The sequence below is a fragment of the Psychrobacter sp. genome, from assembly GCF_030454045.1.
Classification (GTDB): Bacteria; Pseudomonadota; Gammaproteobacteria; order Pseudomonadales; family Moraxellaceae; genus Psychrobacter.
In genome coordinates, this window is record NZ_JAKDJE010000026.1 from 1 (window position 1) to 20,246 (window position 20,246).

Consider the following 20,246-nt stretch of genomic DNA (forward strand, 5'->3'; position numbering starts at 1 on the left):
TAGACAGTATATAGCTTTAGAGCCTACGCCAGCATGAATAATGTCCATTACACCTAAAAATACAATCCAAAAAACCGCATGAAAGTGATTCTCATGCGGTTTTCAATAGTAACGCTCATCTTAGCTTATATTCTATAGCTTGCTCATTAAGCCAGCATACCACCGTCGACAACGATAGTCGCGCCTGTGGTATAGCTTGAAGCGTCCGACACCAGATACAGCACCGTACCTGCCATCTCATCAGGCTCTGCCACTCGCCCCAGCGGAATCGAATGTAGCGCCATTTTTAAGACCTTATCATTGGTCGTTAGCGCCGAGGCAAACTTGGTATCCGTCAGGCCTGGTAATAACGCATTCACACGGATATTTAATGGCCCACATTCTTTGGCAAAGGCTTTGGTCATGCTAATGACCGCCGCTTTAGTAATTGAGTAAATGCCTTGCTTGTCACCTGCCACCAATCCATTGACTGACGCGGTATTCAAGATAACACCGCCGCCTTGTTCTTTCATCATTTTGCCAGCGGCCGTTGACATAAAGAAGTAACCACGAATATTTACCTCCACCGTTTTATCAAAAGCGGCTAAGTCTGTATCTAAAATATGACCATAATACGGGTTGGCTGCAGCGTTATTGACCAAAATATCAATTTGACCAAACTCACTTTTGATGTGTTCAAAAACCGCGTCAATTTGCTCCATATCTCCCACATGACAGGCAAAGGCACTGGCTTTATGACCGTCTGCTTTGATGCTATCTGCTACTGCTTGGCAAGCATCGATTTTGCGGCTAGAGACAATCACGTGTGCCCCTCTTGAGGCCAGTAGACGGGCAATAGACTCTCCAATACCGCGGCTCGCACCTGTCACTAGTGCAATTTTACCGGTTAAATCAAATAAATCCTTCATCACTATTCCTTATAGTTTTAAATAGTCTAAACATTTTTCGCACAAATTATGCCAACATACCGCCATCCAAGGTAAAGGCATGGCCATTCATAAAGCTGCTCTCGTCGCTAGCTAACCATGCAATCGCGGCAGACACCTCGTCCACCTCACCCAAACGGCGCAGCGGACTGGCTTTGACGGTTGCTTGCTGTGCGCGTTCATTCATGGTTGCCATGGTATTGCGTACCATTGGCGTATCAATAAAGCTTGGGCATACCGCATTAAAACGGATATTGGCGCGGGCGTACTCGTGGGCTGCCGACTTGGTCAGACCCATCACGCCATGTTTGGCGGCACTATAGGCTGAGATCATGGGCGCAGAACGCAGACCAGCGATAGATGCCACATTGATCACATGACCACCGCCGTTCGGTATCATACAGTTGATAGCGGCACGCATGCAGTGCCAGACCCCTTTTAGATTGACGGCGATATTGCGATCAAAGTCCTCATCACTCAGCTCATGCATGGGCGAAGGCTTGTGGTCGATACCCGCGTTATTGACCACCACATCTAGACCGCCTAGCGTCTCTACCGCAAAGTCAAACAACGCACGCACATCGTCGCCACTGGTCACGTCTACTTTTTTGAAGACGATACTGTTGCCAGCCTCTTGACCTTGCTGGGCAACAGACTCACCCATCTCTTCTGCCATATCCCCGATCACGACTTTTGCGCCGCGACTGGCCAGTAGCAGCGCGCTTGCCGCACCAATGCCTGATGCGCCGCCTGTGATCAAAATACGCTTACCTGTTACATCTGATGCAATTCCGTTTGTATTCAGTGTCATGAGTTATTCCTCTACTTTAAGTACCAGTTTGCCGAAGTTTTCACCGTTAAAGAGCATCATAAGCGTATCAGGAAATGTCTCAATCCCCTTAACGATATGATCTTTTACTTTGATGTCGCCTGACTGAATCCAGCCTGCAATCTCTTTCATCGCGATTGGATATTCTTTGATATTATCAAACACCACAATGCCTTCCATACGGGCGCGGTTGACCAGTAGTGATAAATAGTTCGATGGGCCTTTGACGGCTTCCGTGTTGTTGTATTGACTGATCGCACCGCAGATGACGATACGCGCATGTAGGTTTATTTGAGTAAGTACGTCATTTAAAATCTCACCGCCAACGTTATCAAAATAGACATCGACGCCATTTGGACAAGTTTGCTTCAAGGCTTTTTTAACGTTTTCGTTTTTATAATCGATCGTTGCATCAAACCCAAGCTCATCAACTAAGAATTTGCATTTCTCGCTACCGCCTGCAATACCAACGACGCGGCAGCCTTTGATTTTGGCAATCTGACCGACCAAACTACCAACGGCACCCGCAGCACCTGATACCACAACTGTCTCGCCTGCTTTTGGTTGACCTGTTTTGAGCAAACCAAAATACCCTGTCATACCCGGCATCCCAAGTACGCCCAAATAGTAAGGTAGCGGTGCAAGATTTGGATCAACTTTATGCAATCCTGTGCCATCACTGACCGCATATGACTGCACGCCATCGTGACCTGCGACATAATCCCCAACGGCAAATTTCTCATGCTTGCTTTCAATCACCTCGCCCACCATACCGGCACGCATGACGTCCCCAATCTGGACAGGTTTGATATATGATTTGGCATCATTTAGCCAGCCGCGCATTGCAGGATCGATAGAGATATAATCAATTTTAATCAGTAATTGACCATCGGTGATAGTCGGTATTTCTGTCTCAGTATACTCCCAAGTCTCAGCGCTTGGTGCGCCAACTGGTCTTGTTTTTAGTCGCCACTGCTTATTTATGGTTGTCATTGCTCTTTCCTTAGCGTTGTTCTTAGAACCAGTCTGCCTGCATGTCAGTGCAAACAGAATTGGTGTTGTTTAAAATGGCTATATCACGGTTAATCAACGGTAGTTCCCAATCGATAAAGTACTTCGCCGCTTGTATCTTGCCTTTATAAAAGTTTTGTTGCTCAATATCTTGCGTCGTGCTTAATAGCTGCTCGGCTTTACTGGCTTGGCGAATCCAAATCCAGCTAAGCACGATCGAGGCAAAAATATTCATTAGCGCTTGGGCATTACCAGTAAGCGTAATGGCTTCTTCTGTCTGCAACACTTTGCTTAGATGCACCAGTACTTCGTGCAGCTGACCCATGTAAGGCGTTAATTTACCCGCGAGTGCCGCAGTCTCAGGCGTGGTGATATTTTCTAGATCTTGCGTGATTTCACGTTTTAGAATCTGAATGCCAAGACCACCTTTTTGCCATAACTTACGAAATGACAAATCCAATGCCTGTACGCCATTTGTCCCTTCGTGAATAGGATTGAGACGATTGTCACGCCAAAACTGCTCAGCATGGTATTCACGCGTATAACCAGCGCCGCCTAGTACTTGAATACCCAAATCATTGGCTTTTGGCCCATATTCAGACGGCCATGCTTTTAGTACGGGCGTAAGCAGGTCTAACAATTCGGTCAACTCATTCTTTAGGGTGTCGTCTTCGCAAGTATTGATACGGTCAATTAGGTTTGAGCCGTATAAGCACAAGGAGATACCACCTTCAGAATAGGCTTTTTGTGCCAACAGCATGCGCTTGACGTCACCATGCTGGATGATAGCAGTCGCATCATCTTCAGGTTTGTTATTTGGGGCAATGCGGCCTTGCGTTCTGTCTTTGGCATAATCGAGCGAATACTGATAGCCACGATAGCCAATCATTGCCGCACCAAATCCAACCGCAATACGCGCCTCATTCATCATTTTGAACATATAACGCAAGCCAAAATGCTCATCACCGATCAAATAACCATGACAATCGCCCGCGTCACCGAAGCTCAATGCCGTCGAGGTCGCACCTCTATAACCAAGTTTGTGAATCAGACCTGTCAGATGCACATCATTGCGCTCGCCAACAGACATATCATCGTTCAAGCGATACTTAGGTACGGCAAATAAAGAGATGCCTTTTACCCCACTAGGACCACCGGGAATCTTGGCCAATACCAAATGGACAATATTGTCAGACAGTTCGTGGTCACCTGCTGAGATATAAATCTTGCTGCCTTTGATGCGGTACGAGCCGTCGTCTTGTTTGACAGCGGTGGTCTTGATGTCAGCAAGTGACGAGCCCGCGTGCGGCTCTGTCAGCGCCATGGTACCAGTGAACTCGCCTGTTAGCATACGCGGCATAAAGGCGGCTTTGATATCATCGCTAGCAAAGTGAGAAATGACATTGATGGCTGCTGTCGTCAAAAATGGATAGGCGGTCGTCGACGGGTTGGCTGCCATAAAATAGCCTGCCACCGCGGTCATGATTGTCTCAGGCAGCTGCATACCACCGTCTTCAAAACTGTAACGACCAGCGATAAAACCTGAGTCACGAAACGCATCAAAAGCGACTTTGACATCGCTTATCATGCTGACTTTTTTGCCATCAAACTGCGGCTCGTTCTTATCTGCCAGATGATTGTGCGGCAAGAACAAATCTGTTGCGATCTTATTTGCGGTATCTAATACCGCATCAAAGGTCTCGCGGCTGTGCTCTGAAAACTTTGCGTGTTTAGTGAGGGTTTGTGTTCCTAGCACATCGTACAGCTGGAACGGTAACTCAAAGTCGTTGATAAGGGTATCTGCTGCCATAGTCGTCTCTTTTAGTAAAATTCAAATATCATCAATCATGAAAATCCGTTTATCTTACTGCCACCTGTAATGGCTTTATCTCTTCTATTTACCGCATTATTGAGAAGGCAAAACAAAGGGGGTTAATGCTTATCAATTGATATTAAGCTAATTTAGCGCACTGCCGTATTGTCATTTATGACATAATCATGGTCAAATGTGACATAAATTTGGAAATAATTTCTCCTATGGACGTTATGATTAGTGAGAAAAATAACAGATGCGAGTAACTGATGCCCTATTTCAAACCATTTAATGTAATCGTTCTTGGCTTCGATGGCGTGCTTGGGAGCGTGCTCGCTGGTGCATTGGATTTATTTTCATTTACAGGGGTCAGCTGGCAGCGATTTTCAAATGAAGCGGTAGAGCCTAGGTTTAAGGTGCAGATCGCAAGCTTAGGCGGCGGTGATATCAGATGTAGCAACCGCTTAATGATGCGAGCGCACTGCGATATCCAAGATGTCACGGAGTGCGACTTGTTGCTGGTGCCCACCATTGGCGATTCTATAGACAAAGTACTCAGGCAAAACCGTGAGCTGCTACCGCACCTAAAGCGACTGGCGCATACCAACGCGGATATTGCCAGCAACTGTAGCGGGGCTTTTTTCTTGGCGGAGGCAGGGCTATTAGATCATAAAGTCGCCACCACCCATTGGGGCTATGCCAATAAATTTAAGGCAGACTTTCCACTGGTGGACTTACAAGAGAACCAGTTTGTCACTCATGCAAGCGATGAGCTGGGTAGTATATTTTGTGCAGCAGGCGGCAGCGCCTTTTATGATTTGGGGCTATTATTAATAGAGCGCTACTGCGGACGGGAGATCTCGACCCAGATGGCAAAAACTCAGATTATTGATAGCAAACGAGGCAATCAAAACAGCTATACCAATGTGACTTTACATAAGCCACATTCCGATCAGTTGGTCAAACAAGTTCAAGAATTCATTGAACAAAACTTTCAGCAGCCCATACAAGTCAGTAGTTTGGCTGCCATGGTAAATATCACCCCGCGCACCTTGAATAGACGCTTTCAAGCTAGCGTGACGATGCGACCCGTTGAGTATATTCAGGCTGTCAGAATTGAGCAAGCCAAGCGCTTACTCGAGTTAGGCGATGTGACCATCAAGTCGCTCGCCGATCAAGTCGGCTATGATGATATCTCTTCGTTCACCCGCTTGTTCAAACGTGCGACAGAATTAACCCCAAAGAGTATCAAGACAAGTTTTCGCGATTGGCGATTTAAGATTGGTCGTGTCTAATGTTTATGGCTACTTAGCGTTTAAACCGTCTGCCATAACCCTTCTACGTGGATAGCATCTGCCTTGATAGTTGGATAATCAGTGAATGACAATCGATAGCCGCCCTCTGTATTGGGCGTCAGTTGACACGTTGCGCCAAGCGGAAAGCTGTGTTTTTTGCCGATATGACCGAAACGCATCCCACTATATATCGGCAATCCTGTTAGTTCATGTAATTGACGAATCACTGTGGCGACATCATAGCGTTTGTCATAGCTGTCCTCACCTGAACCAGACAACGCACCAAACACAATCGCTTGTTGACCTTTAAACACACCGGCTAGATATAAATCATACAGCATACGCTCAATACGATACGCCTGCTCGCCCACGTCTTCCAAGAATACAATACCGCCCTCAATGCGCGGCAAATACTCACTGCCAGCCAGCGCTGAAACCACACTCAAGTTACCACCCCAAATCGTACCAGTGAGCATTTTAGGCTCGCTTACTGTGAGTATGGTAGGCAATTGCTGACTGGTTAGAGCGGCATCTTGTATGGTGATCGTTAAATTAGAATCCGTTAAGGCTTTGGCGAACTGCTGACAGCTGACTTGATCAGGTGCTGTTTTGCCAAATTCACTATAGAGCATCGGTGCCGCAAGCGAACTCATCGCCCCTTTCGCTAGTAGCGCACACTGAATAGCAGTCACATCACTGAACCCTGCGAGTATCGTGCCGCGCTCTTTCATAATACGCCCAAGCGTTATCCAGTCCACCATCGGCAGTATTCGCATCGCCCCGTAACCGCCGCGCACACCCAGCAGCAGCTTTGGCGCTGCTATCGCTCCAGTCGCAAGGTTTTGAAAATCACTGGCACGCTGCGCATCCGTACCTGCAAAGCGCAAATATTGACGATTGGTAATATCGGGATTACTTATTTTAAACCCAGCACAGCTCATGCGATCTAATGCCAGCTGATTGCGCTCATCGCTGCCGCCCACGTTGGAGCTGGCAAAAAGTCGGGTCTCAACCGTGGGCGTAGTGCAGCTTGTGGTTAGGGAGGTTTGTACTGAACGCTCATCCAACAATGCAGTCGGCAGATCGTCTTTGGTCAGCGGCGTATTCTCATTAAAACCTGTAGGACTGGCGGCAAAAGCCTGAGGAATGCTTTGTACTGCTAATGTTGCGGCGCCGGCGCTAATGCCTATCCGGTGCAAAAATTGCCGACGGTTTAGTTGCATGTCGGTATTCACATCACTTGTATTATTATGATTTATTGATGGTTTTTTCACTGATTTTTTGACGCCCATACGTTGCTACTACCTGTATATTTTTGTTTTTATGATCAATCCAATTTAATCTCTTTATAACCGCGCACAGTATCGAAGGCGCGCTTATAATCACGTATTGTAGCGCATATTATAGTTAGACAAGTTACCCAAGCCTTTACTTTACCTATATTTACTTTTTCGCTACCGAGACACACAACATGGGGCGAGTATATTTGTTACTGTAGATACAAATTCATCGCAAATAAACAAAGGCAACAACCATGTTCACCAAAAAAAATGATAAAGACAACGCACTGGATTCTAATTTGAAATACTTAATTGGCAAGGAAGGTAAGCTTAAAGAAAAACTAGAAGACAACAGCTACCTTGAGCCTTTTAGCGAAGATTTGATGCTATTTATGAGTCTGATCAAAGACTATTACAAAGGGGATTATCGCAAGATTCCTTTTAGGACCATTTCAGCTGGTATGGTTGGGGCAATATACACACTAAACCCTATTGACCTTATCCCAGACTCTATTCCGTTTATCGGTTATATCGATGACGCGCTTGTACTCAAGTTCTGCCTAAAACAGGCTAGAAAAGATTTGCAAAAATACAAGTCGTGGAAACAAGAACAATCAGACACCAAAAGCACATCGGAAAATGACAAGTACACAGATAAGATCAGTCATGATAAAAGCAGCACTGATGAAGAAAATGACAATGGAACCAGTGCCGATCTCAAAAAAGCATCATAATTGCTCATGCCTTAAGTGCTAACATCACTGGAATCTAAAAAAGCCACAACCATCATACTGGTTGTGGCTCTTGCTGTTTAAATCAACCTGACATCAATAATTAATTGGGCACATCGTAGCTCGCTTTTTCTGGATTGAGGCCAAACGAGTACACGAAAGTTGCAACCAAACTATTGACGATGATAAACGGTAAGTCAATCGCCACATGACCTAAAATATAGCGACCAATCAACCAAGAGATAATCAGCATAACGATGAAGAACCCAGCCAAGTACGCCAAGATAGCAGGATGTTTGAGATTGTAGGGTTGATCAGTCTTCGGCTGCTTTTCTAATATATAGGTTCTGATCGCCCATCCTGCTGCATAAGAAAACCCACCTAACACGACATAACTAAAAAAATTCATATGGCTTGACTCTACTGATTTAACGGCTTGTAGCAAGAGACTTTCTGACAAAAATTATGGCCCATAAATAGCATCGACGGACACCACCACCTAATTACGCTCATTCACATTATCGATAATAATATTGGCATGAGGGTTTGCCAAAATATCAGTATTGACGTCATCACACGCTACTCGATAGATGGTATTGGCACCGCGGTAGATGTAAGACAAGTACTCACTGTCTAAAAGCGGGTCGATATTGGCATAGGCAGGCTTGACATGCGCCAGCACGAGCACTCGATCAGGACGCCCGATCACCGCATCGACATTGTCTGGATCAATAGAGAAAAACTGCGGTATATCACTATTTTTAATCACTTCTAACGCTTCAGGCTCATCCCACACACGCTTAGCACTTGCAGGCTCTTTCATCTGCATCACCCAGCTGCCTTCTTGCTGGCTAATCTTGATTTGTGCAGCCTCATCTTGGCTCACTGTATAACAGCCTGCAAACACAGATAAGTCGGTTGCCGCGACCTCAGTATCTGCCTGAGCATCACTGCTATCACTACAGCCCGTCAAAACAAGCGCCGTGCTAGCCATAGCGCTGAGCATCAGATATGTGAGTCTTTTATAAAAAATATGTGAGCATAAAGACATAATAAGGCTATCCTGCGGTCATATATGAGAAGCTTGCATCAAGCGCATTATCGCACGCGTAAGATTAAAACGCGTCAAACACGTCTTCAAATCGCCATCAAATATTTTTTGTGAAGGCTTTTATAGGACTATTGCGGCAAAAACAGTACGCTGATCATGGTGGTATTAAAAGGGTTGTCACTAAACACAAAACCTTTTTAGCGATAAGCGCCATTTTAACAGAAAACAATCAGGTTATTATTGTGTTATGAGCTGCCATAGTGGTTTTGTGATTTTGTGCGTCACGCCCACGCATATTTACCCTAGATTTGTTATACTCATAGCAGTACTATTATCGCTCTACTAGCATGAGCGCAATGCAGTAGCACAGCGCGATGCTTACTCTTTATTAGGTCAATACGTTTCTATGTCAGACACCCACAATTCAACCTCAAATCTCCATACCAGCCATACAACTGATCCGTTAGCCGCCAAGAAAAACACAACGGTAGCGTATACTGACGGTGCCTGCAAAGGCAATCCCGGCGCTGGCGGTTGGGGCGCGCACCTTATATTTAGCGATGGTAGCACGCAGGATTTATATGGCGGTGATACGGAAACCACCAATAATCGCATGGAGCTGATGGGCGCCATACAAGCCCTAACCCATAGCGCGCCTACACAAAAAATTGAGATTTGGACAGACTCAAGTTATGTCAAAAAAGGCATCACCGAATGGATTGAAGGCTGGAAGAAAAAAGGCTGGAAAACAGCGAGCAAAAAACCCGTCGCCAATCAAGACCTTTGGCAACAATTGGATAAGCTATGTCAACAGCGTGATGTTGATTGGCATTGGGTTAAGGGTCACGCTGGACATGCCGGTAATGAAAAAGCAGATGAACTGGCAAACCTAGGTGTCACATCAAACAGTGGTCACGACTCTATGGTAAGAGAACCTATAATAAAAGCCTCTGTGATAAACGAGTCAGACGCCTCTAAAAAAAAAGAACCTATAGCGACTGATAAAAAGCCTGTCACTTCTGATGATTGGCTAAAATTTGATCCATTGGGTCTCGATATGGTAGATGACGAGCTTGACGATGTAATAGAAGATGAGTTACGAATCAATGACAGTCATTTTCATCATGAAAAACGTATGATACCTGATGACACTCTGATAGCGCCTGACTACGATCAAAGCCACGATCAAGACCACGCACCCAAAACGATGAGCACCAAAGATATGCCAGACGCTGACCCCCGTACGAATAATACAGTCATGAATGAGACTATCATGAGCAATGAGATGCCAAATACAGAGCCTAATACGCCCAAATTCGATGGGGATACGAGCCGTGCCAACCCTCATTTTAGGCCGCTACTACCAAAGCCGATACATCGTCATGAGGCAGATCGTCAGCTTATTATGGATACAGAGACCACAGGGCTTGATGCGCTAAAAGGTGACCGTATCATTGAGGTCGGTATTGTTGAGATGGTGGGCCGTAAATTTACTGGTGAAAAGCTGCACGTCTATATCAACCCGCAGCGCGGTATGGATGATGAAGTCATTCGTATTCACGGTATCTCTGAGGCATTTTTGGCAGACAAGCCCACCTTTGATCAAGTTGCCCAGTCTTTGTATGACTTTATGGAAGGCGCTGAGATTATCGCTCACAACGCCACCTTTGATATGAACTTTTTGAGCATGGAGTTTGCGAAAGTCGGTCTCAATGACTTTGCTGAGCGCGTACAAGTAACTGATTCACTGGTCATGGCAAAACAGCAGTATCCAGGACAAAAGAACACGTTGGATGCCCTCGTTCGCCGCTTAGATGTTGGTAAGCAAGACCGTACCTTTCACGGCGCCTTACTTGATTCAGAGATTTTAGCCGAAGTTTACTTGGCGATGACTGGCGGTCAAGTGACGCTTGCCATTGAAGAAGACGCACCCACAGAGGGCGGGCAAACTGCACATGCCAATTTTGCCAATCTTGCCAACTTGCTATTGGCATCGGCGTCAGATGAGACCAATAACCAAAGCTGGTACACGGCGCTTATAGAGGATTATCCGGCACTCAAAGCTCATATGTAGTCGCTGTATACTATCCGGCTCACACCAACATTTGTACAATATAGCCTTGATTATTATCATATAAAACGTTAAAACATCATTAACCAATATTTTTACTACCCCATTGATACCATCATCATTCTCATCAGTACATTATGGAAAAATACTTATGGACCAGTCTGCGCAAATGAAGTTAACCGCCCCCACGCTTAGTGTTACTGATTTTAACCTACCGTCACTCCACTTATTGCATGATGAGATTATCGCAACGCTCAAAGATACCGAAATTCATTTGAGCGAATTCAATGACGATAGTCACCAAGCACCTTTATTGCTAGATTCTATTAGCGTTTTAAAGCAGCTTTCTTGTATTTTTAAACTGATTTCTCTTGTTGGTGCAGAGGCGTTAAACAATGCCATCGTTGACGGTCTACAGCGCCTTTATGACAACGGCGACAACAATGACGCGGCTCTCATCATGGATTTATCAGAAGCCATTATGACGCTGGATCGTTATGTCGAGTTTGTACTACTGACAGAATCAGTAGAGCCGACCTTATTAATACCAGTGGTTAACAAGCTCAATGCACATGGACAAAAGCCACCAATGACGGTCGAGGACTTTTCTACTTTTGGCAGCAGTAGTGTCATCATCGCAAACCCAGAGCAAAACTTTGAGCCACTAAGCGCGCTCAATCTGGATACAGAACTCCTGACCTATGCCTATCGTAGTGGTCTTGGCGTTGCCCTACTCAACCAAAATGGCAATATTGACTCAAACGATCAACAAAAACTGGATGCGATGAGTGCTGCCTGCGCTTTGATCGCCTCAAATAGTAACAGCCTATTTTGGCAAGCAGCAGCGACTGCTGTGACAGATATTGCCGCGGTCTTACCGTTGAACGTGAGCCAAAAGCATACGCTGATTTATGTGGAGCAGCAGTTCCAAAGCTATTTACCAGTGATGGATACGCGTTTTGCAGATTTGGTCAATTTTGCCTGCCAGCGCGACACTGTTGAGGCGCAGCAATTACGTGAGCAGTACGCAAGTAATCACCTAGAAGGCGCACAGCTTGATGAGATGAAGTGTTTCTTGTTTGGTCCTAATCGCGCACTCACCGATACGCTAAATGACATTATTCAGTCTCAAATCAATAGTATCAAAGAAAATGTCGACAGCTATGCACGCGGCGACTCCATCAATCCTATTGATATGCAAACTGCACAGATTATCGCAGAGCTGACGGAGCTTGGCTCAGCGCTACGTCTGCTAGGGCTATCCAATGCAGCTGATAGTCTTAGCACAGCGGCAGATGCAGTCAGCCACTGGCGAGCGCCTTCACCAGATGATTTTGACCACTTACTACTGGCTTTGATGCGCGCAGAAAACGCGACTATCGCGATGACAGAGATGCACACTCCAGGCGCAATTTATTTGCCGCTAAACAACCAGCATATCTCATTGCATCAGCTCAATACAGCCAATGATACGTTAATACAAGAAAGCCGTACCGCCATTGCCAGCGCTGAACAAGCCATCAATGACTATCTGGCCGAACCTGAGCGCGATTTGCTAAATATCCAAAACATCCCTGGGATGATGCGTCAAGTAGGAGGAGCATTACGCTTCTTACAGTTACCAACTCCTGCCAGCATGCTTAGCCAACTGGCGAACTATATTGAGCTACGTATCGATGGTGGACAACGTATCGAGGACCATACACTCGCCTGCATCGCTGATGTGATTATGGCGGTCGATCATCATTTAGATGGGTTTGAAAACAACCGCCCTGTCAGTAAGCAAGCCCTTGATGTGGGTCAGCAAAGCTTGAGCCATCTACTCGCTGCTTAAGCTCACTTAACGGCGCAGCTTGCCCCTTTTTTGACCACTTTTGGTCACGGCAGTTCATATTTAAACACCGTTAGTCCAAGATAATAAAGATACGATGAAGATGAGCGACAGCATTACCTATAGTAGGTTGAGCGTCGCTCATCATCGTATTTTATTGATATGAGGGCGACGACAAATCACACTAGATATGTTTGTGTCTAAACCGATGCAAACTTGCTTCACACTGTTTGGAATTTTTTATGGCCCATGCTTTTATATTGAGTGATGACACTGTTTTATGCCGTCAAATGCCAGATGGTTGGTGGCCGCTACAAGTCCAACTGCCGCAAGGTAGTATGCACTTAGAGGACCAAGCCAATCAGGTCGGCTATGTCAGCCTACAAGAGAGCCTATCGCCAAGCCATTGGCATTCTGATAGTAATCAGAATGACGATATTGACAGTCCTTCAAATGATGTGATTCACAAAGACACAGCCCAAACCTTTACTGCGCCGCCCGCGTTTGCCATGACTTATGACTATGCTGTCGCGCATCATGTGACACTACCCATTATCGCTGAAAGCAGCAGTGATACCTTTGTCCCTTATCGACAGCTGATAAATAACATACCTGTTGCCCTATCTGACCAGATCAGTCAAGCGATACAGCTGCTGCGATGGCAGACAGATACACAGTTCTGTAGTCGCTGTGCCAGTCCTACCGTACATGCTGACCAAGGCGAGCGCGCCATGGTTTGTCCAGTATGCCAGCTGCGCCAGTATCCTCGCGTCCAGCCATGTGTGATTACGGCGATTACCCGCCCAAACCCAGTAACAGATGAAATGCAAATCTTACTCGCGCACCACCATCGACATGGACAGCAAAAACTGCCGCCCATGTATGGTTTGATCGCTGGGTTTGTCGAGGTGGGTGAGAACCTTGAGCATGCGGTGGTACGTGAGGTGGCAGAAGAGGTCAATATCAGCGTATCAGATATTCGTTATGTGAGTAGCCAGCCTTGGCCATTTCCCTCCAATTTGATGCTAGGATTTCAAGCCTCCTATGCAGGCGGTGAGATTGTGATCCAAGAAGAAGAGCTGGCGCATGCTGATTTTTTTGATCTCTCAAATCTGCCCAAAATTCCGCCAAAAGGCAGTATTGCTCGAGAGCTGATTGATCAAGTTGCCGAAGAACAAGGCATCTTGTTGTAACATTCGGTGGTGTGTTAAAAAGTATGCTGATTAAAATTTGAACAATTTTTGAAGCCTTGAAAGCCCTATAGAATCAGATAACTTAGCATAGATCTTTTATTGACTTTTATCGCCAGCATACTTTTTAGAACACCACCTAACATTCAATGTCATCTGCTCTCTGACATCAGCGCCTATCCATCTCGCTTTAGAGTTTGTGCACGGCCAGACGCTGATGTTGCCATTTGACGAGCCTAGGTATCAATAATCCAGCGATCACAATTGCCATTCCCAATAACTGCAGCCCCGTCACTTGCTGCCCATAGGCAAACGCTGTGAGCGCGGCAAAAACGGGCACAAAATTAAAAAACAGTGAAGCATTGGCAGCCCCCAATTGCTTAACCCCAGAAATCCACAACAGATAACCGCCAACTGTGCCCAAAACGCCAATAAACATCAGATCACCAAAGACACTGCGACTGATGGCAACGCTCTCTTGCAATGGGTGAACATCGGCGCTAAACCATACCATAAGTGATATCACCCCAAGCCCTGAGAGCATACCTATCAAGGTATAAGGAATCATTGGCATCCAGCGACTGATACCTTGAGTCAAATAGGTATAAAGACTCCAGCACAGCATGCCTAAAAAAATCATTTGATCGCCGTGATTGAACTCAAATGCTAACAGCTTAGCAAATGCGCCATCGGTCAGTACCAGTAGCACGCCAGAGAGACAAACCACCAAACTAAAAAGCGCGCCTTTTGTCGGAAACTGACGCTGAGCGACCGAGCCAATCAACGATGTGACCAATGGACTGAGCGCCATAATCAACGCCCCATTATTGGCATTGGTCTGTTCAAGCCCTGTGAACAAGCCCAAATTTAAGCCGCCGACACCAATAATGGACACGCCTATCGCCCACGTCCATTGTTTTGGGGTGAGAGTAGGTATTGGCAGCATGTGCTTATATTTTGTATAAAGATACAAACACACCGAAGCAATGCTAAAACGCCACATGACTAAGGTTAAGGCATTTACTTCACTCAAGGCATGCTTGCCAACAGGAAAACTTGCGCCCCAAAGAAACGTACACAGTAATAAATATAGGACGGCGGTGGTATTCGCTGAACGGCTCATATTACATCCAAAAAACTTGCGAAAAGATACGCACTAGTGTATCTATTTTACATTTGGTATAAACCCATAATAACGAAACCGTAGATTCCAAATATGAAATTTAACCATTCTCTTGATGACATGCGCAGCTTTTGCACCGTGGTGCGCTACGGCAGTTTTCGGCAAGCGTCTATCGTACTAGAAATGCCCCTTTCTACTTTAAGTCGGCGCGTTGCTAAGCTTGAAGAAAATCTAGGTTTAAGATTGCTCAATCGTGATGCGCACCGTGTGCAACTGACGCATGCAGGACAGCAGTATTACAAACAAAGTGCACCGCTTTTTGATGAGTTAGAAACCATTGCTTCTTGTCTTTTACAAGACAAAACTCAGGCACAAGGCATTATAAGAATCGCTGCTCCCGTCAATTTTAGCAATAGTATTTTAGCGCCGCACTTCAATGACTTTTTAAAACAATATCCAAATATCCATCTGGATTTGCGTCTATCCAATCAGGCCATCGATATTGAACAAGAGGCCATCGATATCGCTTTTCGTATTGGTGAACACAGCGCCGATCATTGGATAGGAAGACAGCTCACTGATATTGGTTTTGTGATCTGCAGCGCAGCTAACTTGGATACCTCCCACATCCAAACGCCAAAAGATTTGGCAGAATACCCAACTGTCCTATGTCCTCCGATGTTTACGTGGGCGTTGCAGCACAGTATGTCAGGGGAGATACAGACGCATCAGCCAACCGCGAACATTCGATTAAAAGTGGATGATATCGGTCTATTGACTCAGGCAATCAAAGACGGTATTGGACTTGGGTTTATTCCAGATTACGACGCGCAGCCTTTGATACAATCTGGCCATTTACAACGGGTATTGCCTGAATGGAATAATCAACCAAGGGGTTGCCAGATGCTCTATCGCGACCGTGATAACATGCCTCATCGCATGCATCTATTGATTGATTTTATCCTCAAGCGTTTTGGTAAATAGACATTCCGCAAACGCTCACCGTTTTTAGAATAAATGCATCACAATATCATTGATCTTATGCTTTAATTTTTAATGTTAAAGACTAGGTTTTCGACCCTGATGTTTTACGGCTTTAAATGTGTTAATCTTCGCAGCGCAACAGCGATCGACACGGCTGGGTGATTGACTATTTGACATAGAACGTCAGTACAAAGATCCATAATTTGCCTATAAAATATGCAATCAATAGTCACTTATCTACCTAGCCACTGACAGACATAAGTGACAATCGCTAATGATGACCGATACTAAGGCCAGTAATACCATGTCCCAAACCGACACCCATCCTCAAAGTACTGAACAGACACGCTTGGCAGACTTACCGATCTTGTTTAAGTCGCTGCACATTGACACTCTGCCAAATGATGTACAGACAAAAATTGCACGCGTTGATGCTTGTCTGCCGCAAACGCAATGCGGGCTTTGTGAGCATCCAGATGGCTGCCTGCCATATGCAGCTGCTATCGTATTAGAGGGTGAGCCTTACAATAAATGTGTCCCTGGTGGCCAGCCAGTAACTGATGCGATTGCTCAGACAATTGGGATAGATAGTGAGGATAACACCTTAACAGCTGCACCATCACAGTGGCCGATAGACATGACATCGGGGCGACCAACAGAGGTACGCGCTGTGATTCGTGAGGATGACTGTATTGGCTGCACTAAGTGCATTCCAGCCTGTCCTGTCGATGCTATTGTCGGTACTGGCAAACACATGCATACGATTTTTACCGATTTGTGCACAGGCTGTGAGCTATGTATCGCACCCTGCCCTGTTGATTGTATCGACTTGGTCGTTGTCGAGCGCGAGCTTTCTCCCCTTGAGAGAGTAGCCGAACAAGAAGACTTGAGACAACGCTACCACACGCATCTCAGGCGGGTCACAGATCAGTTGGCTGATACCAGCAATCGCAAACCTGTGGTCAGTATGGTTGAAGCCAAGCTCAACAATGCAGCAAGCCAATCGCTAAATATCAGCGAAGCACAAGCAAAGAATACCATTGCAGCGGCTAAACTACGTACCAAAATTAAAAAACTCGAAAAGCAGCTCAGTGTTCGTGCCAATGATAAAAAACAAATGGAGCTTGAATCGTTGCAAGCAGAGCTCGACGCATTACAAGCGGTGCTGTGATTACGTGATTGATACTGTAATAATCCCTATAAAGGTCATCGCTAGCATATAATTTTGCAACACCAATCTCTAAAATAATAGTCCAAACACCATGAGTAAAACGGTCAAACATAAAACAGCCGATACACCGCCCTCTAGAAGAATGCCCAACCGCGATGTGCGCCCATTCTTTGAAAAGCTGGCAGCAACGATTGATGAGCCTGTCACCGAGCTAAACTACGGCAGTAATTTTGAGCTGCTCATCGCGGTTATCTTATCTGCACAGGCAACTGATGTGAGCGTCAATATTGCCACTCAGCAATTGTACCCCGTGGCGAACACACCTGAAGCTATACTGGCACTAGGCGAAGAAGGTCTAAAGACGTATATCAAAAATATTGGCTTATATAACGCAAAAGCCAAAAATGTCATCAAGACTTGCCGCGATTTGATTGAAAAGTTTGATAGCACCGTCCCTGACAACCGCAAAGATCTAGAATCATTAGCTGGTGTGGGGCGTAAAACCGCCAACGTAGTTTTGAATACTGCTTTTGGTCAGCCAACCATGGCAGTCGACACCCATATCTTTCGCGTCGGCAATCGTACTGGACTTGCCACCGGCAAAACCGTGTTAATCGTTGAAAACAAACTGGTCGAGCGTATACCCGATGATTTTATCGTTGATGCTCATCATTATCTGATTTTGCACGGGCGCTATACCTGCCAAGCGCGTACACCCAAATGCGGCGCATGCCCCGTCTATGAAGAGTGTATGTTTAAAGACAAGGCAATGTTTTTAGAATTATAATAAGCATGGGTGATTTGCCATTTGAGTATTGATTGCTTGGCGTTTGAGCAGTGTGTGTTTTGGTTTTATGGACAGATAGAGTGTTGATACTGTAATGACAAGGCGACCTTAACGTGATGGCTTGTCTTTATCAAAAATACTTTCAAATAAGGATGCCACATGCATACGATTACTGCGCTAGTGTTTGACGATTTTGAAACCTTAGATTTATTCGGACCAGTTGAGATGCTTGGGAGCTTGCCTGAGCATTATCGCATTCAGTTTGCCTCGATGGCTGGTGGTATCATTCACAGCAAGCATGGTGTGGCGATGCAAACGACGGCAACCGCAGCGTTAGCACATGAGACGGATATTGTCTTAGTGCCAGGCGGGTTTGGTACACGCGAGCTAGTCTATGACCTCTCTTTTTTGCAAACGCTCACAACGCTCACTCATCAGGCTGATTGGGTACTGAGCGTCTGTACTGGTAGCGCTTTGTTGGCAAAAAGCGGTGTATTAGATGGCAAGCAGGCGACATCTAATAAACTGGCATGGCCATGGGCGGTTTCTCAGTCAGATCACGTTGATTGGATCAAGCAATCACGCTGGATGGTCGATGGTAAGTTTTATACCTCATCGGGGGTTAGTGCAGGCATGGATATGGCACTTGGTTTTATCGCTGATAGACATGGCATCGATACAGCCCATCAAGTTGCACAACACACTGAATTCCGTTGGCAAAAAAATAGTCATATTGATGACTTCTACCGTCCTTAATCCATAACCAGTTACCTCATAACACCATCCATTGCTAGAGTTTTGCCTCGATACACGGTAAAATATGCTAATTTTTTGATTCGTTTTCGTCTTTTATTTTTTATACATTTAATAATGACTGAGTTTGTCGACTACAGTCCCTGCAATTAAGCGACCCAATTATGCGTGAATACAACTTATTTACCTCAGAATCTGTGAGCGAAGGCCATCCTGATAAAATGGCTGATCAAATATCAGACGCTATCCTTGATGCTATCTTACGTGAAGATTTGCATGCACGTGTGGCCTGCGAAACCTTGGTAAAAACAGGCGCGGTCATACTTGCAGGTGAGATTACCACCACCGCCAATATCGATTTAGAGCGCCTGGTGCGTGACACGGTCAATGGCATTGGTTATCACCACTCAGATTTGGGTTTTGATGGCGAGACCTGTGCGATTATCAATATGCTAGGTAAGCAGTCTCCTGAAATCGCGCAAGGTGTCGATCGTAGCGACCCTGAGGAGCAAGGTGCAGGCGATCAAGGTTTAATGTTTGGTTACGCCAGTAATGAAACTGATGTATTAATGCCAGCCCCTATTGAATATGCCCATCGTTTGATGGAGCGTCAATCTGAGCTGCGCCGTGCAGGCGAGCTACCATGGCTCCGTCCTGATGCCAAAGCGCAGGTTACCTTGAAGTATGATGGCAACCGTCCTGCTGCAATCGATGCGGTCGTTCTGTCAACCCAGCATGATCCGAGCATCTCGCAGTCTGATCTGCAAGAAGCAGTGATGGAATCTATCATCAAGCAAGTGCTACCGGCTGATCTGTTACATGCGGGTACACGCTACCATATCAACCCAACGGGTAAGTTCGTCATTGGCGGTCCAGTTGGTGATGCAGGTTTGACGGGTCGTAAAATCATTGTCGATACTTACGGCGGTATGGCGCGTCATGGTGGCGGCGCCTTTAGTGGTAAAGATCCCTCAAAAGTAGATCGCAGTGCTGCTTATGCGGTACGTTATGTGGCCAAAAACATCGTCGCAGCAGGTCTTGCTGATCGCTGTGAAGTACAAGTGAGCTACGCGATTGGGGTTGCTGAACCAACTTCTATCTCTGTCAATACCTTTGGTACGAGCAAAATTAGTAACAATGAGATCATTCGCCTGATTCGTACTCACTTTGATTTGCGTCCTTATGGCATCACTCGTATGTTGAACCTGTTACAACCAATGTATCAGCAGACGGCTACCTTTGGACATTTTGGTCGTCAAGGTTCAGAAACTGCCTTTACGTGGGAAAAAACAGACAAAGCTGATATCTTAAAAGCAGACGCTGGTTTATAAGAGTCATTACGTTGAATCATTTACAAACCGCCTTTATATACTAAAATTATCGACACCTATTAGGAGCAG

18 protein-coding genes are annotated in these 20,246 nt (G+C 45.7%); 10 read left to right on the forward strand and 8 right to left on the reverse strand.

Features of this window, described 5'->3' with window-relative positions:
* Positions 1–146 precede the first annotated feature (146 nt).
* Genes L0G63_RS06640 through L0G63_RS06655 form a run of 4 tightly spaced genes read right to left on the reverse strand, consistent with a single transcriptional unit; the run spans position 147 to position 4,576 of the window.
* Positions 147–911, reverse strand: a complete 765-nt coding sequence (locus L0G63_RS06640) for an SDR family oxidoreductase (RefSeq protein WP_277077825.1) — start codon at positions 909–911, stop codon at positions 147–149.
* A gap of 43 nt (positions 912–954) precedes the next feature.
* Entirely contained in the window at positions 955–1,737 is a 783-nt protein-coding gene (locus tag L0G63_RS06645; RefSeq protein WP_301449931.1) for an SDR family NAD(P)-dependent oxidoreductase, read from the reverse strand.
* 3 nt (positions 1,738–1,740) lie between these two features.
* The gene (locus tag L0G63_RS06650) at positions 1,741–2,748 is read right to left on the reverse strand and encodes an NADP-dependent oxidoreductase (protein ID WP_301449932.1); all 1,008 of its coding nucleotides are present in this window, start codon (positions 2,746–2,748) and stop codon (positions 1,741–1,743) included.
* Between the two features lie 22 nt (positions 2,749–2,770).
* Complete coding sequence (locus L0G63_RS06655) at positions 2,771–4,576, reverse strand: acyl-CoA dehydrogenase (RefSeq protein ID WP_301449933.1); 1,806 nt, start codon at positions 4,574–4,576, stop codon at positions 2,771–2,773.
* Between the two features lie 272 nt (positions 4,577–4,848).
* Here L0G63_RS06655 and L0G63_RS06660 point away from each other — a divergent pair, with 272 nt between their 5' ends.
* Entirely contained in the window at positions 4,849–5,874 is a 1,026-nt protein-coding gene (locus tag L0G63_RS06660; protein WP_301449934.1) for a GlxA family transcriptional regulator, read from the forward strand.
* A gap of 20 nt (positions 5,875–5,894) precedes the next feature.
* On the opposite strand, the gene L0G63_RS06665 is transcribed toward L0G63_RS06660, so the two are convergent.
* A complete protein-coding gene (locus tag L0G63_RS06665; protein WP_301449935.1) occupies positions 5,895–7,097 on the reverse strand; it encodes an LD-carboxypeptidase in 1,203 nt (400 codons plus the stop codon).
* Between the two features lie 311 nt (positions 7,098–7,408).
* On the opposite strand from L0G63_RS06665, the gene L0G63_RS06670 reads away from it, so the two are divergent.
* Positions 7,409–7,888: a YkvA family protein gene (locus tag L0G63_RS06670; RefSeq protein WP_301449936.1), complete on the forward strand. Its 480-nt coding sequence runs from the start codon at positions 7,409–7,411 to the stop codon at positions 7,886–7,888.
* A gap of 100 nt (positions 7,889–7,988) precedes the next feature.
* On the opposite strand, the gene L0G63_RS06675 is transcribed toward L0G63_RS06670, so the two are convergent.
* Together L0G63_RS06675 and L0G63_RS06680 are read right to left on the reverse strand one after the other, a co-directional pair.
* Positions 7,989–8,294, reverse strand: a complete 306-nt coding sequence (locus L0G63_RS06675) for a hypothetical protein (RefSeq protein WP_367618355.1) — start codon at positions 8,292–8,294, stop codon at positions 7,989–7,991.
* A 90-nt stretch (positions 8,295–8,384) separates the two neighbouring features.
* Entirely contained in the window at positions 8,385–8,939 is a 555-nt protein-coding gene (locus L0G63_RS06680; RefSeq protein ID WP_301449961.1) for a hypothetical protein, read from the reverse strand.
* Positions 8,940–9,342: 403 nt separating this feature from the next.
* On the opposite strand from L0G63_RS06680, the gene dnaQ reads away from it, so the two are divergent.
* From dnaQ to nudC, 3 genes are all read left to right on the forward strand, one after another.
* Positions 9,343–11,010 carry a DNA polymerase III subunit epsilon gene (dnaQ, locus tag L0G63_RS06685; RefSeq protein ID WP_301449938.1) on the forward strand — a complete coding sequence of 556 codons (1,668 nt, stop codon included), beginning with the start codon at positions 9,343–9,345 and terminating at the stop codon, positions 11,008–11,010.
* A 148-nt stretch (positions 11,011–11,158) separates the two neighbouring features.
* Positions 11,159–12,841, forward strand: a complete 1,683-nt coding sequence (locus L0G63_RS06690; protein ID WP_301449939.1) for a hypothetical protein — start codon at positions 11,159–11,161, stop codon at positions 12,839–12,841.
* Between the two features lie 239 nt (positions 12,842–13,080).
* Complete coding sequence (gene nudC / locus L0G63_RS06695; protein WP_301449940.1) at positions 13,081–14,031, forward strand: NAD(+) diphosphatase; 951 nt, start codon at positions 13,081–13,083, stop codon at positions 14,029–14,031.
* A 187-nt stretch (positions 14,032–14,218) separates the two neighbouring features.
* Here nudC and L0G63_RS06700 read toward each other — a convergent pair whose 3' ends face one another.
* Complete coding sequence (locus tag L0G63_RS06700) at positions 14,219–15,151, reverse strand: DMT family transporter (RefSeq protein WP_301449941.1); 933 nt, start codon at positions 15,149–15,151, stop codon at positions 14,219–14,221.
* A 93-nt stretch (positions 15,152–15,244) separates the two neighbouring features.
* Here L0G63_RS06700 and L0G63_RS06705 point away from each other — a divergent pair, with 93 nt between their 5' ends.
* The 5 genes from L0G63_RS06705 to metK all read left to right on the forward strand — a co-directional run bounded on the left by L0G63_RS06705 (position 15,245) and on the right by metK (position 20,177).
* Positions 15,245–16,135 (forward strand): LysR family transcriptional regulator, encoded by an 891-nt coding sequence (locus tag L0G63_RS06705; protein ID WP_301449942.1) that lies wholly within the window; start codon positions 15,245–15,247, stop codon positions 16,133–16,135.
* 304 nt (positions 16,136–16,439) lie between these two features.
* Positions 16,440–17,306, forward strand: a complete 867-nt coding sequence (locus L0G63_RS06710) for an RnfABCDGE type electron transport complex subunit B (protein WP_301449943.1) — start codon at positions 16,440–16,442, stop codon at positions 17,304–17,306.
* 91 nt (positions 17,307–17,397) lie between these two features.
* On the forward strand, positions 17,398–18,093 hold the full coding sequence (gene nth / locus L0G63_RS06715) for an endonuclease III (RefSeq protein WP_301449944.1): 696 nt from the start codon (positions 17,398–17,400) through the stop codon (positions 18,091–18,093).
* A 159-nt stretch (positions 18,094–18,252) separates the two neighbouring features.
* Positions 18,253–18,849 carry a DJ-1/PfpI family protein gene (locus L0G63_RS06720; RefSeq protein WP_301449945.1) on the forward strand — a complete coding sequence of 199 codons (597 nt, stop codon included), beginning with the start codon at positions 18,253–18,255 and terminating at the stop codon, positions 18,847–18,849.
* Between the two features lie 161 nt (positions 18,850–19,010).
* The gene (gene metK / locus L0G63_RS06725) at positions 19,011–20,177 is read left to right on the forward strand and encodes a methionine adenosyltransferase (protein ID WP_301449946.1); all 1,167 of its coding nucleotides are present in this window, start codon (positions 19,011–19,013) and stop codon (positions 20,175–20,177) included.
* Positions 20,178–20,246 lie beyond the last annotated feature (69 nt).